The organism is Streptomyces sp. MBT65 (genome assembly GCF_016612545.1).
Classification (GTDB): Bacteria; Actinomycetota; Actinomycetes; order Streptomycetales; family Streptomycetaceae; genus Streptomyces.
The window spans coordinates 20,789-40,564 of record NZ_JAENRY010000007.1 but is presented as its reverse complement, the minus strand read 5'-3'; the positions used below and the strand labels follow the sequence as shown (position 1 = coordinate 40,564).

Annotated in this window: 18 protein-coding genes; 7 read left to right on the top strand and 11 right to left on the bottom strand. The window is 70.5% G+C overall.

Annotated features, from left to right (window positions below; genetic code table 11):
• Positions 1-39: 39 nt before the first annotated feature.
• The 5 genes from JHN63_RS03495 to JHN63_RS03475 form a co-directional block, all read right to left on the bottom strand.
• Positions 40-1,539: a class I adenylate-forming enzyme family protein gene (locus tag JHN63_RS03495; protein WP_200677166.1), complete on the bottom strand. Its 1,500-nt coding sequence runs from the start codon at positions 1,537-1,539 to the stop codon at positions 40-42.
• A 29-nt stretch (positions 1,540-1,568) separates the two neighbouring features.
• On the bottom strand, positions 1,569-2,726 hold the full coding sequence (locus JHN63_RS03490; protein ID WP_200677165.1) for an acyl-CoA dehydrogenase family protein: 1,158 nt from the start codon (positions 2,724-2,726) through the stop codon (positions 1,569-1,571).
• The gene (locus tag JHN63_RS03485) at positions 2,717-3,190 is read right to left on the bottom strand and encodes a VOC family protein (protein WP_234476075.1); all 474 of its coding nucleotides are present in this window, start codon (positions 3,188-3,190) and stop codon (positions 2,717-2,719) included. The genes JHN63_RS03490 and JHN63_RS03485 overlap by 10 nt, the downstream gene beginning before the upstream one ends.
• An 8-nt stretch (positions 3,191-3,198) precedes the next feature.
• A complete protein-coding gene (locus JHN63_RS03480; RefSeq protein WP_200677163.1) occupies positions 3,199-4,398 on the bottom strand; it encodes a cytochrome P450 in 1,200 nt (399 codons plus the stop codon).
• A gap of 112 nt (positions 4,399-4,510) precedes the next feature.
• Complete coding sequence (locus JHN63_RS03475) at positions 4,511-5,743, bottom strand: CaiB/BaiF CoA-transferase family protein (RefSeq protein ID WP_200677162.1); 1,233 nt, start codon at positions 5,741-5,743, stop codon at positions 4,511-4,513.
• 112 nt (positions 5,744-5,855) lie between these two features.
• On the opposite strand from JHN63_RS03475, the gene JHN63_RS03470 reads away from it, so the two are divergent.
• Positions 5,856-7,175, top strand: a complete 1,320-nt coding sequence (locus tag JHN63_RS03470; RefSeq protein WP_200677161.1) for an acyl-CoA dehydrogenase family protein — start codon at positions 5,856-5,858, stop codon at positions 7,173-7,175.
• The gene (locus JHN63_RS03465; RefSeq protein WP_200677160.1) at positions 7,172-7,951 is read left to right on the top strand and encodes an SDR family NAD(P)-dependent oxidoreductase; all 780 of its coding nucleotides are present in this window, start codon (positions 7,172-7,174) and stop codon (positions 7,949-7,951) included. Before JHN63_RS03470 ends, JHN63_RS03465 begins: the two co-directional genes overlap by 4 nt.
• Before the next feature lie 65 nt (positions 7,952-8,016).
• Here JHN63_RS03465 and JHN63_RS03460 read toward each other — a convergent pair whose 3' ends face one another.
• The gene (locus JHN63_RS03460; RefSeq protein ID WP_200677159.1) at positions 8,017-8,772 is read right to left on the bottom strand and encodes an SDR family NAD(P)-dependent oxidoreductase; all 756 of its coding nucleotides are present in this window, start codon (positions 8,770-8,772) and stop codon (positions 8,017-8,019) included.
• Between the two features lie 113 nt (positions 8,773-8,885).
• Here JHN63_RS03460 and JHN63_RS03455 point away from each other — a divergent pair, with 113 nt between their 5' ends.
• Complete coding sequence (locus JHN63_RS03455) at positions 8,886-9,533, top strand: TetR/AcrR family transcriptional regulator (RefSeq protein ID WP_200677158.1); 648 nt, start codon at positions 8,886-8,888, stop codon at positions 9,531-9,533.
• On the opposite strand, the gene JHN63_RS03450 is transcribed toward JHN63_RS03455, so the two are convergent.
• The 3 genes from JHN63_RS03450 to JHN63_RS03440 are packed head-to-tail and all read right to left on the bottom strand — an operon-like array spanning position 9,467 to position 12,337.
• A complete protein-coding gene (locus tag JHN63_RS03450) occupies positions 9,467-10,498 on the bottom strand; it encodes a phosphotransferase family protein (RefSeq protein WP_200677157.1) in 1,032 nt (343 codons plus the stop codon). The genes JHN63_RS03455 and JHN63_RS03450 overlap by 67 nt on opposite strands.
• Positions 10,495-12,009: a class I adenylate-forming enzyme family protein gene (locus JHN63_RS03445; protein ID WP_200677156.1), complete on the bottom strand. Its 1,515-nt coding sequence runs from the start codon at positions 12,007-12,009 to the stop codon at positions 10,495-10,497. The genes JHN63_RS03450 and JHN63_RS03445 overlap by 4 nt, the downstream gene beginning before the upstream one ends.
• A gap of 19 nt (positions 12,010-12,028) precedes the next feature.
• Positions 12,029-12,337 carry a hypothetical protein gene (locus JHN63_RS03440; protein ID WP_234476074.1) on the bottom strand — a complete coding sequence of 103 codons (309 nt, stop codon included), beginning with the start codon at positions 12,335-12,337 and terminating at the stop codon, positions 12,029-12,031.
• A gap of 143 nt (positions 12,338-12,480) precedes the next feature.
• On the opposite strand from JHN63_RS03440, the gene JHN63_RS03435 reads away from it, so the two are divergent.
• Positions 12,481-13,254, top strand: a complete 774-nt coding sequence (locus tag JHN63_RS03435; RefSeq protein WP_200677155.1) for an enoyl-CoA hydratase/isomerase family protein — start codon at positions 12,481-12,483, stop codon at positions 13,252-13,254.
• 36 nt (positions 13,255-13,290) lie between these two features.
• A complete protein-coding gene (locus JHN63_RS03430) occupies positions 13,291-14,322 on the top strand; it encodes an LLM class flavin-dependent oxidoreductase (RefSeq protein WP_234476073.1) in 1,032 nt (343 codons plus the stop codon).
• A gap of 77 nt (positions 14,323-14,399) precedes the next feature.
• Here the strand turns inward: JHN63_RS03430 and JHN63_RS03425 are convergent, their stop codons facing one another.
• Positions 14,400-15,659: an amidohydrolase family protein gene (locus tag JHN63_RS03425; RefSeq protein ID WP_200677154.1), complete on the bottom strand. Its 1,260-nt coding sequence runs from the start codon at positions 15,657-15,659 to the stop codon at positions 14,400-14,402.
• Between the two features lie 188 nt (positions 15,660-15,847).
• Here JHN63_RS03425 and JHN63_RS03420 point away from each other — a divergent pair, with 188 nt between their 5' ends.
• On the top strand, positions 15,848-17,326 hold the full coding sequence (locus tag JHN63_RS03420; RefSeq protein ID WP_200677153.1) for an aldehyde dehydrogenase family protein: 1,479 nt from the start codon (positions 15,848-15,850) through the stop codon (positions 17,324-17,326).
• A gap of 19 nt (positions 17,327-17,345) precedes the next feature.
• On the opposite strand, the gene JHN63_RS03415 is transcribed toward JHN63_RS03420, so the two are convergent.
• Entirely contained in the window at positions 17,346-18,518 is a 1,173-nt protein-coding gene (locus JHN63_RS03415; protein WP_200677152.1) for a thiolase family protein, read from the bottom strand.
• 130 nt (positions 18,519-18,648) lie between these two features.
• Between JHN63_RS03415 and JHN63_RS03410 the strand changes: the two genes are divergently transcribed.
• A complete protein-coding gene (locus JHN63_RS03410) occupies positions 18,649-19,773 on the top strand; it encodes an acyl-CoA dehydrogenase family protein (protein ID WP_200677151.1) in 1,125 nt (374 codons plus the stop codon).
• Positions 19,774-19,776: the final 3 nt, after the last annotated feature.

The following is a 19,776-nucleotide window of genomic DNA, read 5'->3' as shown; positions in this document are numbered from 1 at the left end:
AACCTCCTTGCTGGACACCGCGGTTGCTCCTTCGGGTGCTTACGCTTTGGTGTGCTCGGCGAGCCGGTCCCGTACGAGGTCGAGCAGTTCGACGCGGCTCACCTTGCTCGACGGGGTGCGGGGCAGTTCGTCGAGGACGACGATGTGGGCCGGCACCTCGTAGGGGGTGAGGTGGGTGCGACACAGGGCGACGAGTTCGGCCGCGTCCGGTGCGGCGGGCTGCCCCGGCTCCAACTCGACGGCCGCGACCGGTACTTCACCCAGCCGTGGGTCCGGCAGTCCGGCGACGGCGGCCTCGCGTACGGCCGGGTGGGTCTCCAGGACGCGTTTGACCGTCTCCGGCTGCACCTTGAAGCCGCCGCGGATGATGGCGTCGTCGGCACGGCCCTCGATCCACACGAACCGGTCGGCGTCGATCCGCGCCAGATCACTGGTCTTCACCCAGGTCCGGCCGCCGTGCGTGCTCTGTTCGGTCCGCACTTCGAGCCGACCGGTCCGGCCGACCGGCAGTTCGCCGCCGTCCTCACCGGTCACCCTCAACTCCACGCCCGCGAAGGCCCGTCCGGCGCTGCCCGCCTTCCGCTGCCACCAGTGGTCGTGCAGTGCGAGGGTCCAGCCGGCGACGGCTCCGGCGAACTCCGTCGCACCGTAGGTCATCAGGACGGGGATGCCGTACGTGCGGTAGAAGGCGTCCGCGAGTTCCGGCGGGCAGGGTGCCGTGCCGGAGGTGACCACCTGGAGGGTGGCGAGGCGTTCCTTCGGGACACGCGCGTCGAGTACGGCGCGGATCGCGGCCGGGACGAGGCTCGCCGCGCGGAGTCGGTGGCGTTCGACCGCGCTCACCCAGGGGTCGACGGCGAATCTCGGCATGAGGAGCATGCGGCGTCCGGTGGCCAGGCAGGCCAACGCCCGCCACAGGCCGCCGATATGGACGAGCGGGGTGGCCACGAGGGACGCCGATTCCGACAGGAGCCGGTCGTCCTTCCGGGTCTGGCCGCCGGAGACGAGGGCCTGGTCGAGTTGGCCGATGCGCAGGTGGACGCGTTTCGGGGGGCCGGTGGTGCCGGAGGTGAGCATCTCCACGGCGATGCCCGGGCGGGTCGGTGCCTCGGTGGGTGCCGTGCCGCCCGTGGGTCGTAGCGACCCGTCGGTGTCCAGTTCAAGGGCCGTGCCGTGTGCGGTCACGGCGTCCAACACGCCTTCGCGGGCGAGGACTTCGGCTCCGGACACGACGACGGGCGGGGTGCAGCGGGCAATGTCGGCGGCGAGCCGGGCGGCGGGCTGGAGCGGGCTGAGCATGACCAGACAGCGCCCGGAGGCGATCACGGCGGCGACCACGGCGACGTGTTCGGGCCGGTTCTCCAGGACGACGCCGACGCGGGCGCCGACGGGCAGGCCCAGCGCGTCGAGTGCCTCGCCCAGTTCCCGCGCGGTCCGCTGGACCTGCCCCCAGGTCCACCAGTTCCGGTCGTACTCGATCGCCTCGGCAGCAGCCGGCGCTTCGGCCAGCAGGCGGGACAGGCGGTCGCGAATTCCCACGTGATCAGCCTTTCGACAGGACGGCGGTCTCAGATTCCGACCAGGTCGGCCAACCGGGTCCGGTGCGTCGCCGGGCCCCCGAACAACTGCTCCGACGACTTCGCGCGCTTCAGATACAGATGCGCGTCGTGCTCCCACGTGTAGCCGATGCCGCCGTGGATCTGGATGTTCTCCTTGGCCGCGTGGGTGAAGGCGTCCGCGCAGCAGGCCGCGGCCAGCGCGGCGGACACCGGCAGTTCGGCGGACGCCACCTGCGCCGCGGGCATCAACTGTGCGGCGGACAACGGCAGTTCGCGCGAGGCGTCGGCGGCCACGGCCGTCGCGTGGTAGGCGGCCGACCGGGCGCCCTCGATCCGCACGAGCAGGTCGGCGCACTTGTGCTTGACCGCCTGGAACGAGCCGATGGGGCGCCCGAATTGCACGCGGACCTTCGCGTACGCCACGGCCGCGTCCAGGCAGGCCTGTGCTCCGCCGACCTGTTCGGCGGCGAGCGCCACGGCCACGAGGTCGAGCACGGTACGCAGATACGCCGAGGCGTCCCCGTCCGGGCCGACCCGCAGGGCGGGCGCGCCGTCGAGGTCGACGCGGGCCAGCCGCCGGGTCGGGTCGAGGGTCTCCAGCCGGGTGCGGGTCACTCCGGGAGCGTCACCGTCGACGGCGAAGAGCCCGAGTCCCGTGCCGGTACGGGCTGTTACGAGGATCAGGTCGGCGGTGTGTCCGTCGACGACGAACATCTTGGTGCCGGACACCGTGCCGTTCGCGGCCGACGCCTCGATGTCCGCCAACTCCCATGAGCCGCCCGTCTCGGCGAGCGCCAGCGTGGCCGTCAGCGAGCCGTCGGCGATCGCGGGCAGCCAGCGCGCTCTCGCCGCCTCGTCGCCGGAGGCCGCGAGGGCCTGGCCGGCGAGGGCGACGGTCGCGAAGTAGGGCGACGGCAGGAGTACCCGTCCCAGCTCCTCCAGTACGATCCCCAACTCGACCGGCCCGCCGCCGGATCCGCCGTACTCCTCGGGCAACGCGAGCCCGTGCAGGCCGAGTTGGTCGGCCATCTGCCGCCAGAGCAGGGGATCGTGGCCTTCGGCGGAGTCCATCGCGTGGCGTACGGCCGCGCTCGGCGCCTTGTCGGTGAGGAAGCGCCGTAGCGTCGTGCGGAGTTGTTCCTGCTCCTCGGTGAACGTCAGTGCCACGTCGGGGCCTTGGAGCGGAGGTAGTCGTCGAAGTCAGGCATGCGGGTGCGGTCGACGATCTCGATGCGCACGCCGTGCGGGTCGAAGTGGTAGGCGAAGATCGACGGGGAGCCGTCGACGATCGCGCAGGCCTCCAGCGGGAAGCCCGCCTCCTCCAGCCGTTTGGAGGTGGTGGGCAAGTCGTCGCAGAAGTAGCCGAGGTGATGGGTGGCCAGGTTCCCGGACGGGGTCCACGGCGTGCCCGGGATCTCCTGCACGAGTTCCAGGTGCGGGGCGTCCAGCGAGTACGCGAAGCGCAGTGGGAGCACGCGTTCGCCGTCGGCCAGGCGCACGGTGAGGTCGTAGGCCTGGGTCTCGGTCCAGCGGTGACCCGCGATCCGGGTGAGCCAGGCCTTCGCCGCCTCGATGTCCGGGACGACGATTCCCGTGTGGTACAGGTCTGTTGGGTGGAGAGGTGAGGTCATGGCGTCGCTCACCACTCCAGCCGGAGCTGTTTGATGCCGTACATGTTGCCGTGCTGTTCGAGGTCCTGGCCGGGGGTGATCCCGTAGTCGGGGATGCGCCGGTGCCATTCCTCGACGGCCACGTTGAGTTCGAGGCGGGCGAGGTGCGAGCCGAGGCAGCGGTGCGGGCCGGAGCCGAACGCGATGTGGTTGGTCGCCTTGCGCCGCAGGTCCACTTCGAGGGGGCGCTCGAAGCGCTCGGGGTCGCGGTTGCTGACCGCGAGCGGGAGCATCACCATCTCCCCCGCGCCGACCGGGCAGCCGCCGATCTTCACGTCCCGGGTCGCCTTGCGGGCGGGCACGACGAACGAGTAGACGCGGAGGATCTCCTCGACCGCCGTCGGGATGAGTGACGGGTCGTCGACGATCGCCCTGCGTTGTTCCGGGTGTGTGGCGAAGTGGTAGAGGGCCCAGCCGATGGAGATCGGGACCGTGTCGAAGCCGGCCTGGAACAGCAGGATGCAGAAGGCGTGCATGTCCCGGTCGCTGATCGGCTCGTCGTCGATCGTCCAGGTCATGGCGCGGGAGAGCAGGTCGTCACGGGGTGCCTCGCGGCGCAGCGCGATCTGCTGCTCGAAGTAGTCCGACACCGCGTTCATCGCGCTCAACTGCCGCTCGCCGTGCGGGTCTTCGCCGTGGGACAGGTGCAGCAGGTCGATGATCCAGTCGAGGAACTGCGGGAGATCCTCCTCGGGCAGCCCCATCAGACGCATGAAGATCAGGGTCGGGAAGCGGCGGGCGAACGTGTCGAGGACGTCGGCGGAGCCGCTGTCCTTCAGCCCGTCGATCAGTCCGGACGCGACCTCCCGGATCTCCGGTTCGCGGGCGGCGACGGTCTTGGGCGAGAAGGCGCTGCCCAACAGGCGCCGCCACGCGGTGTGTTGGGGCGGATCGAGCATTTCCGGGATCCACAGGAACCTGGGGTCCGGATCGAGGGCGGTCACGGACTGGTTGGAGAAGGTCCTCCAGTCCTGCAACGCCTCCTGCACGGCCGCGCCTTGGGTGACGACCCAGTACCCGCGCGCGATGGTGCTCCGGAATCCGGAGTGCGTGCGGGCGATCTCGTCCCAGCGTTCCTGATGGCTGAGGACCGGGCCGCCGAGCCGGTTGTCGAAGCGGTAGGCGGGGACACCCTGGTGGGTCCCGTCGGGTTCGAGTGTCGCGCTCATCACGGCTCCTCGCGTGCGGTGTTCGGGGTGCGCCCTGCGGTCAGATCGCGTGCGCCCGTCAGATCTCGTGCGCTCACGAGATCGCCTACGGCGGTCGGTTCTCCTACGCCGCTCATGTCGCCGCGCCGTCGATCTTCAGCGCGATCAGCTCCTCGTCGGAGAGGCCGAGCGAGCGCAGGACCTCGTCGGTGTGTTCCGCGAACTGCGGTGCCCGTCTGATGTCGGCCGGGGTCTCGTCGAACTGGACGGGGCTGGCGACGAGTTCACGGTTCACGCCGTCGGCGTCCACGACCTGGGCGATCATTCCGTTGGCTCGCAGGGAGGGGTCCTGGCCGACCTCCCAGGCGTTCTGGACCGCCGACCACTGGCCCTCCCCTCGGGAGAGGATCTCGACCCACTCCTCGAAGGGGCGGGACGCGAGGATCTCGGCGACGAGGTCGGCCGCCTGGGCCGCGTTGGCCATCAACTTCTCGGTGCTGTCGAAGCGTTCGTCGGTGGCGAGTTCTCCGCGCCCGGCGAGTTTGCAGAACTCGGCCCAGTACCGGCCGGGTTGGAGCATCGACAGTTCGATCCAGCGTCCGTCCGAGGTCAAGTAGGCCCCGATGAGCGGGTTGGTGCGCGATCCGTGCCGAGGCTGGACATTCACCGGCAGCGGGCCGCCGTTCATCAGCGCCATGTTGACCGTGAACTGGGTCGCCCACGCGCCGACGCCGATCAACGACACGTCCACCACGGACGGTTCGCCGGTCGTCGCGCGGGAGAAGAGGGCGGCGGCGATTCCGCCGGCGATCGTCATCCCGCCCATCGAGTCGCCGTAGGCACCGGCGGGCATCCGGATCATCCGGTCCGCGCCCGCCGGTGTGACGCCGGCGGCGCTGCCACCGCGTGCCCAGAAGGCCGTGCTGTCGTAGCCGCCCTTCGTGGCCTCGTCGCCGCGCGGGCCGAAGCCGCTGCCGCGTACGTAGATGATGTCCGGGTTGATCGCCCGGATGTCCTCGACGTCGATGCGCAGCTTGGCGCGGGCCTCGGGCAGGAAGTTGGTGAGGAACACGTCGCTGCCGCGGACCAGTTCCTCGAACGCCTTGCGGGCCGACGGCTTCTCCAGGGCGAGACCGACACTGCGTTTGCCCCGGTTGGGTCCCTCGACGATCGGGAAGAACGACGACCCCTCGCTGGTGGCGTCGTAGCCGAGGACCCGGACCAACCCCCTCTGTCCGTCGCCGCGTTCGGCGTGCTCGATCTTGATCACATCCGCGCCCCAGTCGGCGAGCACGGCACCCGCCGCCGGGACGAAGGTGAACTGGGCTACTTCGAGAACGCGTACGCCCTCCATCGGCCTGCGCATCGACCAACTCCTCATACTCATCTGCCGTCACGCACTCCGAGTATGGACCGAACCTCGCTAAAAAGTATACTGTTTTGCTGTCACCGACCGACCCGCACCTTTCGGAGGGCCGATGCTGGACTTCTCGATCGAACCCGAGTTCCAGGCCAAACTGGACTGGGCGGCGGCCTTCGTACGGGAGGAGGTCGAGCCGCTCGACCTCCTGTTCCCGCACGGCGGCGACCCGTACGACACGCGCAACGAGAAGGCCCGCGCGATTCTCAAGCCGCTCCAGGACCAGGTCCGGGCCCAGGGTCTGTGGGCCTGCCATCTCGGCGCCGAACTCGGCGGCGCGGGCTACGGCCAGGTGAAGCTCGCGTACCTCAACGAGATCCTCGGCCGCTCCTACTGGGCCCCGACCGTCTTCGGCACCGCGGCCCCGGACACCGGAAACGCCGAGATCCTCGCCATGTTCGGCACCGGGGAACAGAAGGCGCGCTATCTGCAGCCCCTCCTCGACGGCGACATCGTCTCCACCTTCTCGATGACGGAACCGCAGGCGGGAGCCGATCCCAAGGAGTTCGTGTGCCGGGCCCGGCGTGACGGGGACGAGTGGGTGATCGACGGGGAGAAGTGGTTCTCCTCCAACGCCCGGTACGCGGCCTTCCTCATCGTCATGGCCGTCACCGATCCCGAGGCCGCGCCGCACGCCCGGATGTCGATGTTCATCGTCCCGGCCGAGACTCCCGGCATCGAGATCAAGCGCAACGTCGGCACGATGGACGAGCGCGACTCCCTCGACGAGGGCATCCACGCCTACATCCGCTACGACCAGGTGCGGGTCCCGCTCGACGCCATGCTCGGCGGTCCCGGCGAGGGCTTCAAGGTCGCCCAGGCGCGGCTCGGCGGGGGCCGGGTCCATCACGCGATGCGGACCGTCGGCAAGTGCACGCGCGCCTTCGACATGATGTGCGAGCGCGCGGTGTCCCGGCGTACTCAGGGCACTCTTCTCGCCGAGAAACAGGCCGTGCAGCAGTTCATCGCGGACTCCTGGGTGGAGCTCCAGCAGTTCCGGCTGCTGGTACTGCACACCGCGTGGATCATCGACACCCAGCCGCACGGCGCGGCCCGGACCCAGATCGCGATGTGCAAGGTGCAGACGGCGAAGGTGCTGCACGACGTCATCCAGCGCGCCCTGCATGTGCACGGCTCGCTCGGCACCACCAATGAACTCCCGCTCGCCAAATGGTGGATGGCGGCCCCGAACCTCGCGCTCGCCGACGGCCCCACCGAGGTGCACCGCACCACGATCGCCAAGCAGCTCCTGAAGAACCGCCGGCCGGCCGAGGGCCTGTTCCCCAGCGAGCACATACCGCCGAAGCTGGAGGCGGCCCGCAAGCGGTACGCCCATGTCATCGAGGACGAAAGCCTCACCGGCCGGGTCGACGGATGAGCGCCGAACGCGACACCAAGTCCCTTGCCCCGGCTGACCTGTTCGACCTCACCGGCAAGGTCGCGCTCGTCACCGGCGGCAGCCGGGGCCTGGGCCTCGCGATGGTGCGCGCCTTCGCGACGGCGGGCGCCGACGTCGTGATCGCCAGCCGCAAACTCGACGCGTGTCGGGCCGTAGCGGACGAGGTTCGTGACCTGGGTCGCCGCGCTCTGCCGGTCGCCGCGCACGTGGGCCACTGGGACGACCTGGCCCGGCTCGCCGACGCGGCCTACGAGGAGTTCGGGAAGGTCGACGTCCTCGTCAACAACGCCGGCATGTCGCCCTTGGCCCCCTCCTCGGCCGAGACCAGCGAGGAGTTGTTCGACAAGGTGATCGGCGTCAACTTCAAAGGCCCGTTCCGGCTCGCCTCGTTGGTCGGGCAGCGGATGGCCGACTCGGGCAACGGGGGCTCGATCATCAACGTCTCGTCGTCCGGTGCGCTGATGCCCCAGCCCCGCTTCGGCCCGTACGCCGGCGCCAAGGCCGCGCTCAACACCCTGACCACGGTCTTCGCCCTGGAGTACGGGCCGACGGTGCGGGTCAACACGATCTCTGCCGGGCCGTTCCTCACCGACGTCTCCAAGTCGTGGGCCGAAGAGAAGCGTCAGACGACCCGCAGCGCGATCGGACGTCCGGGGCAGCCGGAGGAGATCGTCAGCACCGCGCTGTATCTGGCGAGCGACGCGTCGAGCTATACGACGGGGGCGCTGATCCGGGTGGACGGTGGGCTGTACTAGCCCCTGCCCCACCGGCAACCGGCCATGTCCTGTAGGCCACTTGACCGGTCCCACCCGCCCCGGCTCTACACCGCCGTGAATCCGCCGTCGACGGTGAGGGTGGCCCCGTGGATCTGGGCCGCCTCGTCACTCGCGAGGAACACGACGGCGGAGGCCACCTCGGCCGGAGTACCGGCGCGGCCGGAGGGCATGCGCGCGATGATCGGGGCCAGTCGCTCCTCCATCGACGCCACCTTCTCGGTCAAAGTCGGGCCGGGGGCAACGGTGTTGACGCGGACGCCGTGCGGCCCGTACTCGGCGGCCCACGACGTGGTGAGCGAGTGCACGGCCGCCTTGGTCATGTTGTAGAGCGCCGAATGCGCGCTGCCCCGCAGCCCTGCGATGGAGCCCAGGTTGACCACGGCGCCCTGACCGCGTTCGGCCATGGGCGCCGCCAGCAGGCCGGTGATCAGGAACATCGACCGCACGCTCACGGCCAGCGCCGCGTCGATGGTCTCCTGCGTGACCTCGGCGGTGGGAGTGGGCGAGAGCAGGAGTGCCGCGTTGTTGACGAGCACGTCGATGTGCCCGCCGGCCGCGGTGATCACCTCGGTGGCGAAGCGGTCGATCACCTCGGCGCCCGCGGACAGATCCGCCTTGACGAACGCCGCCGCGCCGCCGTCCTTCTCGATACGGGCCACCACCTCGGCACCACGGCGCTCGTCGCGTCCACTGACGACGACGAACGCTCCCTCGGCGGCCAGGGCCACCGCGATGGCGACGCCGATCCCGTTGGTGGAGCCGGTGACCAGGGCTTTCCGCCCGGCAAGACGCTCGGTCATGATGCTGTGCCTTCCGAATCCGACCCGCCGGAAGGTGATCCGACCGGCTGGGAACGGCAAAGCTGCCACTCAGAAAATGGACCCGCAAGTCCAGAAAGTGGCACAGTGAGGCCATGGCACCACGACTGACACCGAAGGGCGCGGCCACCCGGCAGCGCATCGTCGAAGGAGCCGCGGCGGAGCTCCGCGCCCGCGGGGTGCCGGAGACGACCCTGGACGACATCCGCGCCCGTACGGCAAGCAGCAAGAGCCAGCTCTTCCACTACTTCCCCGGCGGCAAGGAGGAGCTCCTGCTCGCCGTGGCCGAGCACGAGGCGGACCGCGTCCTGTCCGACCAGCAGCCGCACCTCAGCGCACTCACCTCGTGGCGGGCCTGGCACGACTGGCGGGACGCGGTCGTCGACCGCTATCGCCGGCAGGGCCAGCAGTGCCCGCTCAACGCGCTCATGTCCCAGCTGACCCCCGCCACGCCCGGCGCGCAGGCCGTCACCAGGCAGCTCGTCGCCTCGTGGCAGGGCAAGATCGCCGTCGGCATCCGGGCCATGCAGGACCAGCGCGAGATCCCCGCCGACCTCGACGCCGACCAAGCCGCTGCCGCCCTGTTGGCCGGTATCCAGGGTGGCGTTCTCATCATGATGTCCACCGGCTCGGTCACCCACCTCGAGGCGGCCCTCGATCTGGGCATCCGCCAGCTTCAGGCCGTGCCCAGCAGCTCCATCGCCTCGTCCAGCAACACCGGCAGCGCGGGCAGCATCCGCTGATGCATGGCGTTCAACTGCCCTGACCTACGGCCCCGTTTGATCAACAGCGCGGTCGCGGCGGACTCCTTGTACTTGGTGAGCGCCTCGAACCACGGCAGGTCCCGCAGCGGCTCGCCGCGCAACTCCTCGTAGGCGTCGACCAGTTCGGCCTTGGCGGGCATACCGGTCGGCTCGTCCGACACGGAGGCCGGGTGGCGCGCCTCGTCGGTGAAGAAGGTCAGCCAGGTCATGTCGACGCGGGGGTCGCCGAGGGACCAGATCTCCCAGTCGATGATGGCCGTGACCGCGCCGTCCGCGCACAAGGTGTTGCCGAGTCGGTAGTCGCCGTGGGTGAACACCGGTGTCATCGCGGCCGGTACGGTCGCGTGCAGCCGCTCGGCGACCACCTCGTAGCCGGTGCGCAGATCGTCGGAGACGGTGCCGAACGCCCGGGTCCACCGGTCGATCTCCCCGGTGAGCGTCACCACGGGCTCGGCCGCGAGCGCCGTACGCGCCGGCGTCACCCGGTGCAGGGCGGCCAGCATGCGCGCCGCGTCCAGGGCACGACTCCGCACCTCCCCCGGGGCGAGCGTGCCGCGCGGCAGCAGCACCGGTTCGACGCACTCCCCCGGCACCAACTCCATGGCCACGAACGGCTGGACGGCCGGGGGCGCGCCCGCGTCGCCGAACAGCACCTTCGGTACCCGTACACCCGGCTGTCCGGCGAGCGCCGCCATGAGCCGCGCCTGGCGCAGCACGTCCCGGTTGCGGACCGGGGGCAGGCCGGGCGGTGCCACCTTGAGGACGACACGTTCATACCCGGTCGGGACACCCGACAGGGCGGCGACGTACGTCAGGCTCGACGTGCCGCCGGTGAGGGGTTCGACGACGTCGACGGTGGCGCCGGGCGTCCAGTCGCGTACGGCGACTGCCGTGCGGTCGGTCAACTCCCGCAGCAGCGCGGGGCTGTTGGTGGCGACGCTCATGACTGCCCCTTCGTCCCGTGCTCGGGTGCGGTCAGCGCCGCCACGATGTCGCGGCGCACGAGTTTGCCAGTCACCGTGCGCGGGAGTTCGGTCCAGTACGTGATGCGGTCCGGGGTCTTCGAGCCGCGCAGGGTGCCACGTACGGCCGCGCGCAGTGCGACGGCGTCGACCTCGGCGCCGTCGCGGGGTACGACGACGGCCTCGATGCGCTGGCCCCACTCCTCGTCGGGGACACCGACGACGACGGCGTCGAGCACGTCCGGGTGCCGTAGCAGAACGTCCTCTATCTCGGCGGGGGCGATGTTCTCCGCGCCGCGGATGATCGTGTCGTCGGCCCTGCCCTCGATGTGGAGGTAGCCGTCGGCGTCGAGGCGGCCGCGGTCGCGGGTGTGGAAGAAGCCCTGCTCGTCGACGGCGGAGCCCTGACCCGCGTACTCCCCCGAGACCTGCTCGCCGCGCACCCAGATCTGCCCGGTCTCGCCCGCGCCCAGCGACTCCCCGGTCACGTCGCGGACCGCGATCTCGATGCCCGGCACCGGCAGTCCGGCCGAGCCGAGCCGGGCCCGTACGGCCGGGTCGTCGCTCGCGATCGCCGCCCGGTGCTCGGCCGGGCCCAGTACCGAGACGGTGGACGAAGTCTCGGTCAGGCCATAGGCGTTGACGAAGTCCACCTCCGGCCAGGCGCGCAGTGCCGTCTCGATCACGCGCACCGGCATCCTGGCGCCGCCGTAGGCGAGCGAGCGCATCGAGGGCACGGAACGGTCCAGCCCTGCCGTGTCCATGATCCGGGCGAGCATGGTCGGCACGACCATCGCGTGCGTGATCCGCTGCTCCCGGACGAGGCCGAGCCAGCTCTCCGGGGTGAACTGGTCGAGGGTGAGGGTGCGGCGGCCGGCGTAGAGGTTCGTCAGCACATTGGAGACGGCGGCTATGTGGTACGGCGGGACGCTCATCAGCGCTGATTCGGTGGGGTCCGCCGCGGCGAACTCCACGGTGCCGAGCACATACGACACCAGGTTGTGGTGGCGCAGGAGCACACCTTTCGGGGCCGAGGTGGTTCCGCTGGTGTAGATCAGGACGGCGGGGGTGTCGGGCGCCGGTGCCGGTTCGACGGTGGCGCCGGTGTGCGCGGCGGCTTCCGTGAGCCACTCGGCGGGGCTGCGGACCTGGAGTCCGGCCCGGCGCGGTGCCGCGTCCTGGTCGGGGGTGGCGATGGCCAGGGCGTGCGGGTGGTTCGCGAGGAGCGCGGCCAACTGCTCCTCGCCCAGGCGGTAGTTGACCGGGACCAGCGGGACCCCGGCGTGGGCCGCGGCGAACTGGGCGACGGCGAAGGCGGGTCCGTTCGTGGCCAGGTACACGATCGCGTCGGCGCCGGCCTCGTGGACCGATTCGGCTCCACCGAGGGCGAGTTCGCGCAGTCGTACGGGGGTGAGCCCGTCCTGTGCGCGGCCGATCACGACCCGGTCGCCGAAGCCCTCGGCGGCCATGTCCAGGATCATCGACACGTTCATCGGCGCACCTCCCGCTCTCTCAGTCCGAGGCCGGGAGCGGCTTGGCGCTCTTCACCGGCAGGGGGACGCCGTTCACCGCGAGGGTGCCCGGTCCCTGTTTCGTGCAGAGGAGTTCGAGGCCGAGGTCCTCGTCGGCGTACCGCTTGCCGAGCAGTGAACCGCCCATCCGGTCCGGGTCGGGGGTGCCGGTGACGGCACCCGGCGCGGTGCCCTCGATCATGGGGGCGCCGCCGCAGGTGATGTCCACCTCGCTGTCGGGGCAGCGGACGACGATCACCGCCGTGGTGTCCACCGTGCTGGCGAGCATCTGTCCCACTCGTGGCCTCATCGCAGGTTCCTCCGCGGATCTTGTTTCCGTTCCGGGCGCTCAAAGACCAGAAAAAAGTATACTACTTACCTCGATCACGTCGAGATGACGAACCGGGTGAACAGACCGAGCTGACGAACTGAGTCGACGAACGGAGTCGCCGGATGGATCTCAAGACCGTCCTGTTCGAGGTGACCGACCATGTCGCCACGATCACGCTGAACCGGCCGCAGGCCATGAACAGCTTCAACCAGCGGATGCTGGACGACTTCTCCGCGATCTGGGACCGGGTCAGGACCGACGACGACGTGCACGTCATGGTGCTGCGCGGCTCGGGCGAGCGCGCCTTCAGCACCGGCATGGACGTGAAGGAGGGGATCGACCGGCAGCCCAATGTCTGGTCGCAGACCGACCCCGGGGAGTTCCTGTCGCCGAAGCTGAACCAGGTGTGGAAACCCCTGGTCTGCGCGGTGCACGGGATGGCGGCCGGGGGCGCGTTCTACTGGCTCAACGAGGCCGACATCCTGATCTGTTCGCAGGACGCGACCTTCTTCGACCCGCACGTCAGCTACGGACTCACCGCGGCGCTCGAACCGATCGGGCTGGCCCGCCGCATCCCGCTCGGCGAGACCCTGCGGATCGCGCTGCTCGGCCTGGACGAACGCCTGTCGGCCGCGCGCGCCCTCCAGATCGGCCTGGTCAGCGAGGTGCTGCCGGGCGAGCAACTGTGGGACCGGGCGGACGAGATCGCGCGCATCATCGCCGCCAAACCGCCGGCCGCGATCCAGGGCACGGTCCGCGCGATCTGGGAGTCCCTGGACGCGACCCGCACCCAGGCCCTGCGCACCGGGCTGTCGTACACCCAGATCGGGAACCCGATCGGAAAGGCGGAGGTGGACCGCTCGGCGGTGCCCCGGGGACGGTGGACACTGCGCTGACACTCCCCTACCCTCCCTAAAACAGTATCCTTTTTTATGAGCTTCTACGGAGGGCTGGCTGTGATGCAGTTCGGCATGCCCTGGCCGGGCCGTGAGGTGGCGCGTGAGGCCGAGGAGGCCGGTGCGGGTGCCTTCTGCGCCGGCGAGTTCGTCGACCATGACGCCTACCTCACCCTCGCCGAGATCGTCGCGAACTCCGAGCGCGCCCTGGCGGGGCCCGCCATCGCCTACGCCTTCGCCCGCACCCCGTACGCCCACGCCACCGCGCTGCGCCAACTCCACGCCCAGGCGCCGGGGCGGCTCTTTCTGGGGCTGGGCAGCGCCGCGTTCCGCATCAACCGCGACTGGCTGGACGTGCCCGCCGACCGCCCGGTGGAACGAATCGCGGAGACCGTCGGCGCGGTCCGCGCCTGGCTGCACGCGGAGAACGGCGAGAAGGTCCACTACGACGGCGAGTTCCACTCGATCGACGCCGACGTCCGCGCTCCCGTGCTCGGCCGGCTCGACATCCCCGTCCTGCTCGCCGCGTTCAACACGCGGATGGCCGCCACGGCGGGCCGGGTCGCCGACGGTGTCATCGGGCACGGACTGTTCACCCGCTCCTGGTGGAACGACGTCGTACGCCCGTCCGTCGAGCGCGGCACCGCGGCGGCCGGCCGCACCGAGCCGCCCCTGGAGCACGGCTGGGTCATCACGGCGGTCGACGACTCCGCTCCCGAGCGGGCCGTGGCCGACGCCCGGCGCATGATCGCCTTCTATCTGACGGTGAAGACGTACGACCCGTTCGTCGCCCACCACGGCTGGGAGGGCCCGGTGGCGCAGCTCCGCAAGGCGTTCCGCACCGGGGACACCGACGCGATGGCCGCCGCCGTCACCGACGAGATGCTGGCCGAGATCGCCGTGTGCGGGACGACGGCCGACGCCAAGGACACGCTCGCCCGTCGCGCCGGTTCGCTGCCTCGTGACGTCGGCTATTTCGCACCGCCGAGCTTCCTGGTGAGCCTGCGGCGCCGGGCCGCGTACGCCCGGGCCTCCCTCGACCTGATCGGCGAGTTGCCCACGCTGTGAGCGAAGCGGCGGGCGGCACCCTCGGGCCGCCCGCCGCTGCTGTCGCGTTTCAGTGCCCTGAAACGCCGTTCCGATGGTCAGGCGCTCTCGGTGACCGGGGCGAGTTTCCTGCTCTTGTCGAAGTGCACGACGTCGGCAAGGGTGCCGCCCAGGATGGCCGCGCGGTCCTCGTCGTTCACGCCCTCGAAGTTCTCCGCGATGCACTCCGCGCTGCTGCGGAAGGTGCCCTCCGCGTGCGGGTAGTCGTTGCCCCACATGACCGTGGAAAGACCGGTGATGTGGCGCGCCTTGACCGCCGTGGGGTCGTCCGCGAACTGCACATGGATCTGCCGCTGGACGTACTCGGTGGGCTTGAGCGGGTAGGGCCACTTGTCGTTGATCGCGAACAGCCTCCCCATGGACGGCTGCTCGTTCGGCGCACGGTTGTCGTCCCAGAAGCCGAGCCACCAGTCGGGGTCCTGGCCGGTGCCCGTCTTCCAGGCCTTGTCCATGTAGCCCATGAAGGAGACCAGCCAGCCGGCGGTGTACTCGATCAGGTTGAAGTGCAGGTCGGGGAAGCGCTCGCACACCCCGCCGCCGACCAGGCTGGCGATGATGCCCTGCGGACCCGCCACACCGGCGCCGGCCGCGAAGCCCATGGTCCGGCCCGCCACCATGTCGTCGGTCAGGTTCCCCTTGCCCATGTTCATGGCCGTCATCAGACCCCGGACGGTCTGCGCCGTCCCGGAGATCTCCTCCTTGACCTTCACCCCGCCCGTGGCCACGTGGATGAAGACCGGCAGGCCGTGCGCCTGCGCCGCGGCCCAGATCGGGTCGTACTCCCGCGCGTAGTACGGCAGCGGCGGGATCTCCGGCAGCAGGATCGCGCCGAGTCCCAGCCTCGCGATCCGCTCGATCTCCGCCACGGCAGCGGGGACGTCCGTGATCGGGATCGCGGCCGTGGGGCGCAGCCGGTCCTTGTAGGGGAGGTACCGCTCGACGAGGTAGTCGTTCCACACGCGCGCGTGGGCCATCGACAGTTCGTGGTCGTCGGTGAACAGGACGAACAGCGAGAGGTTGGGGAACATGACCGAGGCGTCCACGCCGTCGAAGTTCATGTCCCGGATGATGTGCTCGGGATCGCCGTCCGGGGTCTCCCCGCCGGTCTGGCGGTACTTGGAGATGGTCCAGCCGTCGAACCCGATGGTGTGGAGCTTCTTGAACTCCGTGTGCCCGCCCGGCACGATCGGCTCGTCGAGGGTGAACTCCTCTTCCCACAGAGCACGCTCACGGAGCTCCTTGGGCAGGCGGGTCTTGAACAGATCGACCGGCTCGATGATGTGCGAATCGCCGGACACGACAAATTCCTTGAACACAGGCGGTACCTCTCTTCGAACTCCGTCGTCCGTAGCCAGAAGGCCGACCCCCAGATATCTGCGAAGTTAGCTGTACCGACCGGTCTAGTCAATAAACCCGGCACACTCCTGACCCGTCCTCGTTAATTCAGTACACTCAACATGGGACACACCTGATGAGGAGACGGCTCATGACGACGACGTACTCGTTCTCTTCGCGGCTCTACATCGACGGACGGCACACCGACGGCACGTCGGACGCGCGGATCGTCGTACGCAATCCGGCTACGGAGGAGACGGTCGCCGAGGTACCGGACTCGTCGCTCGCGGATGTGCGGCGGGCGGTCGAGGCGGCGCGGCGGGCCTTCGACGAGGGGCCGTGGCCGCGGATGCGGCCCGCCGAGCGGGGCGCGGTGCTGCTGCGCCTGGCGGAGGAACTGGAGCGGCGACTGCCCGAGCTGGTCGCCGTCAACATGGCCGAGGCGGGTTCGGTGCGCGCGCTGGCGGAGACCCTGCAGACCCGGGTACCGGTGGCGCATCTGCGGGACATGGCGGAGCGGGTGATCCCCGGCTTCGCGTGGGAGCGTCCGATGGATCCGACGGTCACGCCGGGCATCGGCATCTTCCAAGGGGTGCTGCGCCGCGAGGCGTTCGGGGTGTGCGCGCTGATCTCGGCGTACAACTTCCCCTTCTTCCTCAGCATGATGAAGGTGATCCCCGCGCTCGCCGCGGGCTGCACCGTCGTACTGAAGCCGGCGCCCCAGACCCCCCTCGACTCGCTGCTGCTGGGCGACTTCGCGGACGCGGTCGGGCTGCCGCCGGGGGTGCTGAACATCGTGACCGGCGATGTCGAGGCCGGCCGGGAGCTGACCACGCACCCGATGGTGGACCTCGTCAGCTTCACGGGGTCGGACACGGTGGGCCGCACGGTGTACGCCCAGGCCGCCGCCTCCATGAAGAAGGTCGTCCTGGAACTCGGCGGCAAGTCGGCCAACATCGTGCGTGCCGACGGACATCTCGACGGCGCCGTCCGCTCCGCGCTGGCGGGGATGACCACCCATGCGGGACAGGGCTGTTCACTGCTGACCCGCACGCTCGTGCACGAGTCCGTCCATGACGAGTTCGTCGACCGGCTGAGCGCGGCCCTCGCCGAGGTCCGGGTGGGTGACCCGGCCGACGCGGCGACCACCATGGGGCCACTCATCAGCGAGGCGCAGCGGGCGAAGGTCGAGAAGCTGATCCGGGTCGGTGAGGAGGAGGGCGCGCGCATCGTCTGCGGCGGCAAGCGTCCGGCCGGTCTCGACAAGGGCTATTTCATGGAGCCGACACTCTTCGCCGCCGTGGACAACGCGATGACCGTCGCCCGTACGGAGTTCTTCGGGCCGGTCGGTGTCGTCATCCCGTTCAGCGGCGACGAGGAGGCGGTACGCATCGCCAACGACAGTCAGTACGGTCTCGGTGGTGCCGTCTGGAGCGCCGACACCGTGGCCGCGTACGAGATGGCGACCCGGCTGCGGACCGGTGGTGTCACGATCAACGGCGGCAGCGCCGGGGTGAGCCCGCGGGCCGCGTTCGGCGGCTACAAGCAGAGTGGACTCGGCCGGGAGTGGGGCGAGTTCGGGCTCGACGAGTACCTGCAGACGAAGTCGGTGAGCTGGGCGGCCCGCTGACGGGCGGACCGCCGGGGTGTCACGCGGTGAGCACCATCGCCGATCCCATGCCGCCGCCCGCGCACATGGCCGCGACCGCCGTGCCCCCGCCACGGCGGCGCAGCTCGTGCGCGAGGGTGACGACCATGCGCGCGCCGGTGGTCGCGATCGGGTGCCCGAGGCTGCACCCGCTGCCGAAGGGGTTCACCCGCTCGGGGTCCAGGCCCAGTTCACGGGTGGTGGCGACGGCGACCGCGGCGAAGGCCTCGTTGACCTCGAACAGGTCGACGTCCTCGATCCGCAGTCCGGCCCGGTCAAGTGCCTTGCGGATGGCGGCGATCGGGGCCAGTCCGGTCTCGACGGGATCGACGCCGACGCTCGCCCACGACCGTACGGTGGCGAGCGGGGTGAGCCCGTGCCGGGCGGCGATCTCGGAGGAGGCGACGACGACCGCGGCCGAACCGTCGTTCACGCCACTGGAGTTGCCCGCGGTGATGGAGTAGCCCTCGATCTCGGGACGCAGCACCTTCAGCGCCGCGAGCTTCTCGATGGTGGTGTCGCGGCGCGGGTGTTCGTCGGTGTCGAACACGGACTTCGTCCCGTCGCGGTCGACGACGTCCACCGGGACGATCTCGTCGGCGAACCGTCCCTCGTCGATCGCCCGCACGGCCCGCTGGTGCGAGCGCAGCGCCCAACTGTCCATCTCCGCACGCGAGATGCCGGTCAGTCGGGCCGTGTTCCAGCCGACGAGGGTCGCCATGTCGTCGTTGGGTGCCTCGCGGGTCGGGACGTGCGAGGGCGACCGCCAGCCGTCCTGCCAGTCGTCGGTGCCCGGTATGCGCCAGCGGGCCACGGGAGCGGTCGACGTGGACTGCGTGCCGCCGGCGACGACCGCGCGGTCCATGCCGGCGAGCACCCCCGCGGCGGCCGTCGCCACGCTGGCCAGCCCCGAGGCGCAGTGCCGGTTGTGCGCCAGCCCCGGCACATGGGTCAGCCCCGCTTCCATCGCCGCGTAGCGCGCGATGTCCCCGCCTCCGGCCAGGGTCTCGCCGAGCACGACGTCGTCGATCAGGTCGAGCGGCAGCCCGGAGCGCCGCACCGCCTCGCGTACGACGACGGTGGCGAGGTCGAAGGCGCTGGTGTCACGCAGCGAGCCCCGGCGAGCGGTACCGATCGCGGTGCGGCAGGCGGCGAGCAGAACGGCATCAGTCATGCAATTGATGATACTCAACTCTGGGATACGGACGGAAGAACACCTTGAATCATCCCTGGATCTCGACCATCCCCCGAAAAGAGGATACCTTCTTCATCGTATTGATCCGCTGCGGACCGGGTGGTGGCTGGTGAACTTCGAGCTCAGCGAGGAGCAGGCCATGCTGCGCGAGGCCTCGCGCGCCCTGCTGTCCGACCGGGCCCCGATCGCCCTCGTACGGGCGTCGATGGACCGCTCCGAGGACGTCGATCCCGAGCTGTGGCGCCTGATGTCCGACCTCGGCTGGCCCGGACTGGCCCTGCCCGAGGAGTACGGCGGATCCGGCCAGGGACTGGTCGAACTCTCCCTGGTCGCCGAGGAGATCGGGCGCGCACTCGGCCGGGGCCCCTTCCTCCCGACAGCACTCGTCGGCCGCGCGATCGCCTACGGCGGTGCCGAGCGGCTGCGCTCCGAGGTGCTGCCCGCGCTCGCCGCCGGAGACGGCTGGGCGACCTGGGCCTTCGCCGAACCGCACGCCCCGTGGACACTGGGCGGCATCCACACCAGCGCGCGCACCGACGGGGACGAGGTCGTCCTGGACGGGGTCAAGACCCTGGTGCAGGATGCCGGTGGCGCCCGCTGGCTGCTGGTCACCGCGCGCCACGACGGCGTACCGGCGTCCTTCCTGGTCGACCGCACCGCGCCCGGAGTCACCGTCCGACGGCAGCGCGTCCTGGATCCGACCCGCGCGTTCCACGAGGTCCGCCTGGCCGCCGTACGCGTCCCGCTCGACGCCCGGCTCGACGGTGGGCCGACCGACATCCAGGCCCTGCTCGACGAGGCGTCCGTCCTGCGGTGCGCCGACGCGCTCGGCGTGATGGAGCGCATGCTGGAGCTGACCGTCGAACACACCAAGAGCCGGGTGCAGTTCGGGCGGCCGATCGGCGGCTTCCAGGCCGTCAAGCACGCCTGCGCGGACATGGCACTGATCGTGCACGGCACCCGCGCCTCGACGTACTACGCGGCGATGGCCGCCGACGCGGGAACCGACGACACCGCCCGGGCCGCCTGTGCCGCCGCCTCCTACGCCGCGGCCGGTACCGGTGAAGTCGGCGCGCGGGCGCTGCAGTTGCACGGCGGCATCGGCTTCACCTGGGAGCACGACCTGCATCTCCACCTGCGCCGGGCCAGGGCCGACCGGGTGCTGTACGGGGACACGGCGGTCCATCGCGACCGGCTCTGCACCCTCCTTCAGCGGTCGGCCAAGTCCGCCTGAGCG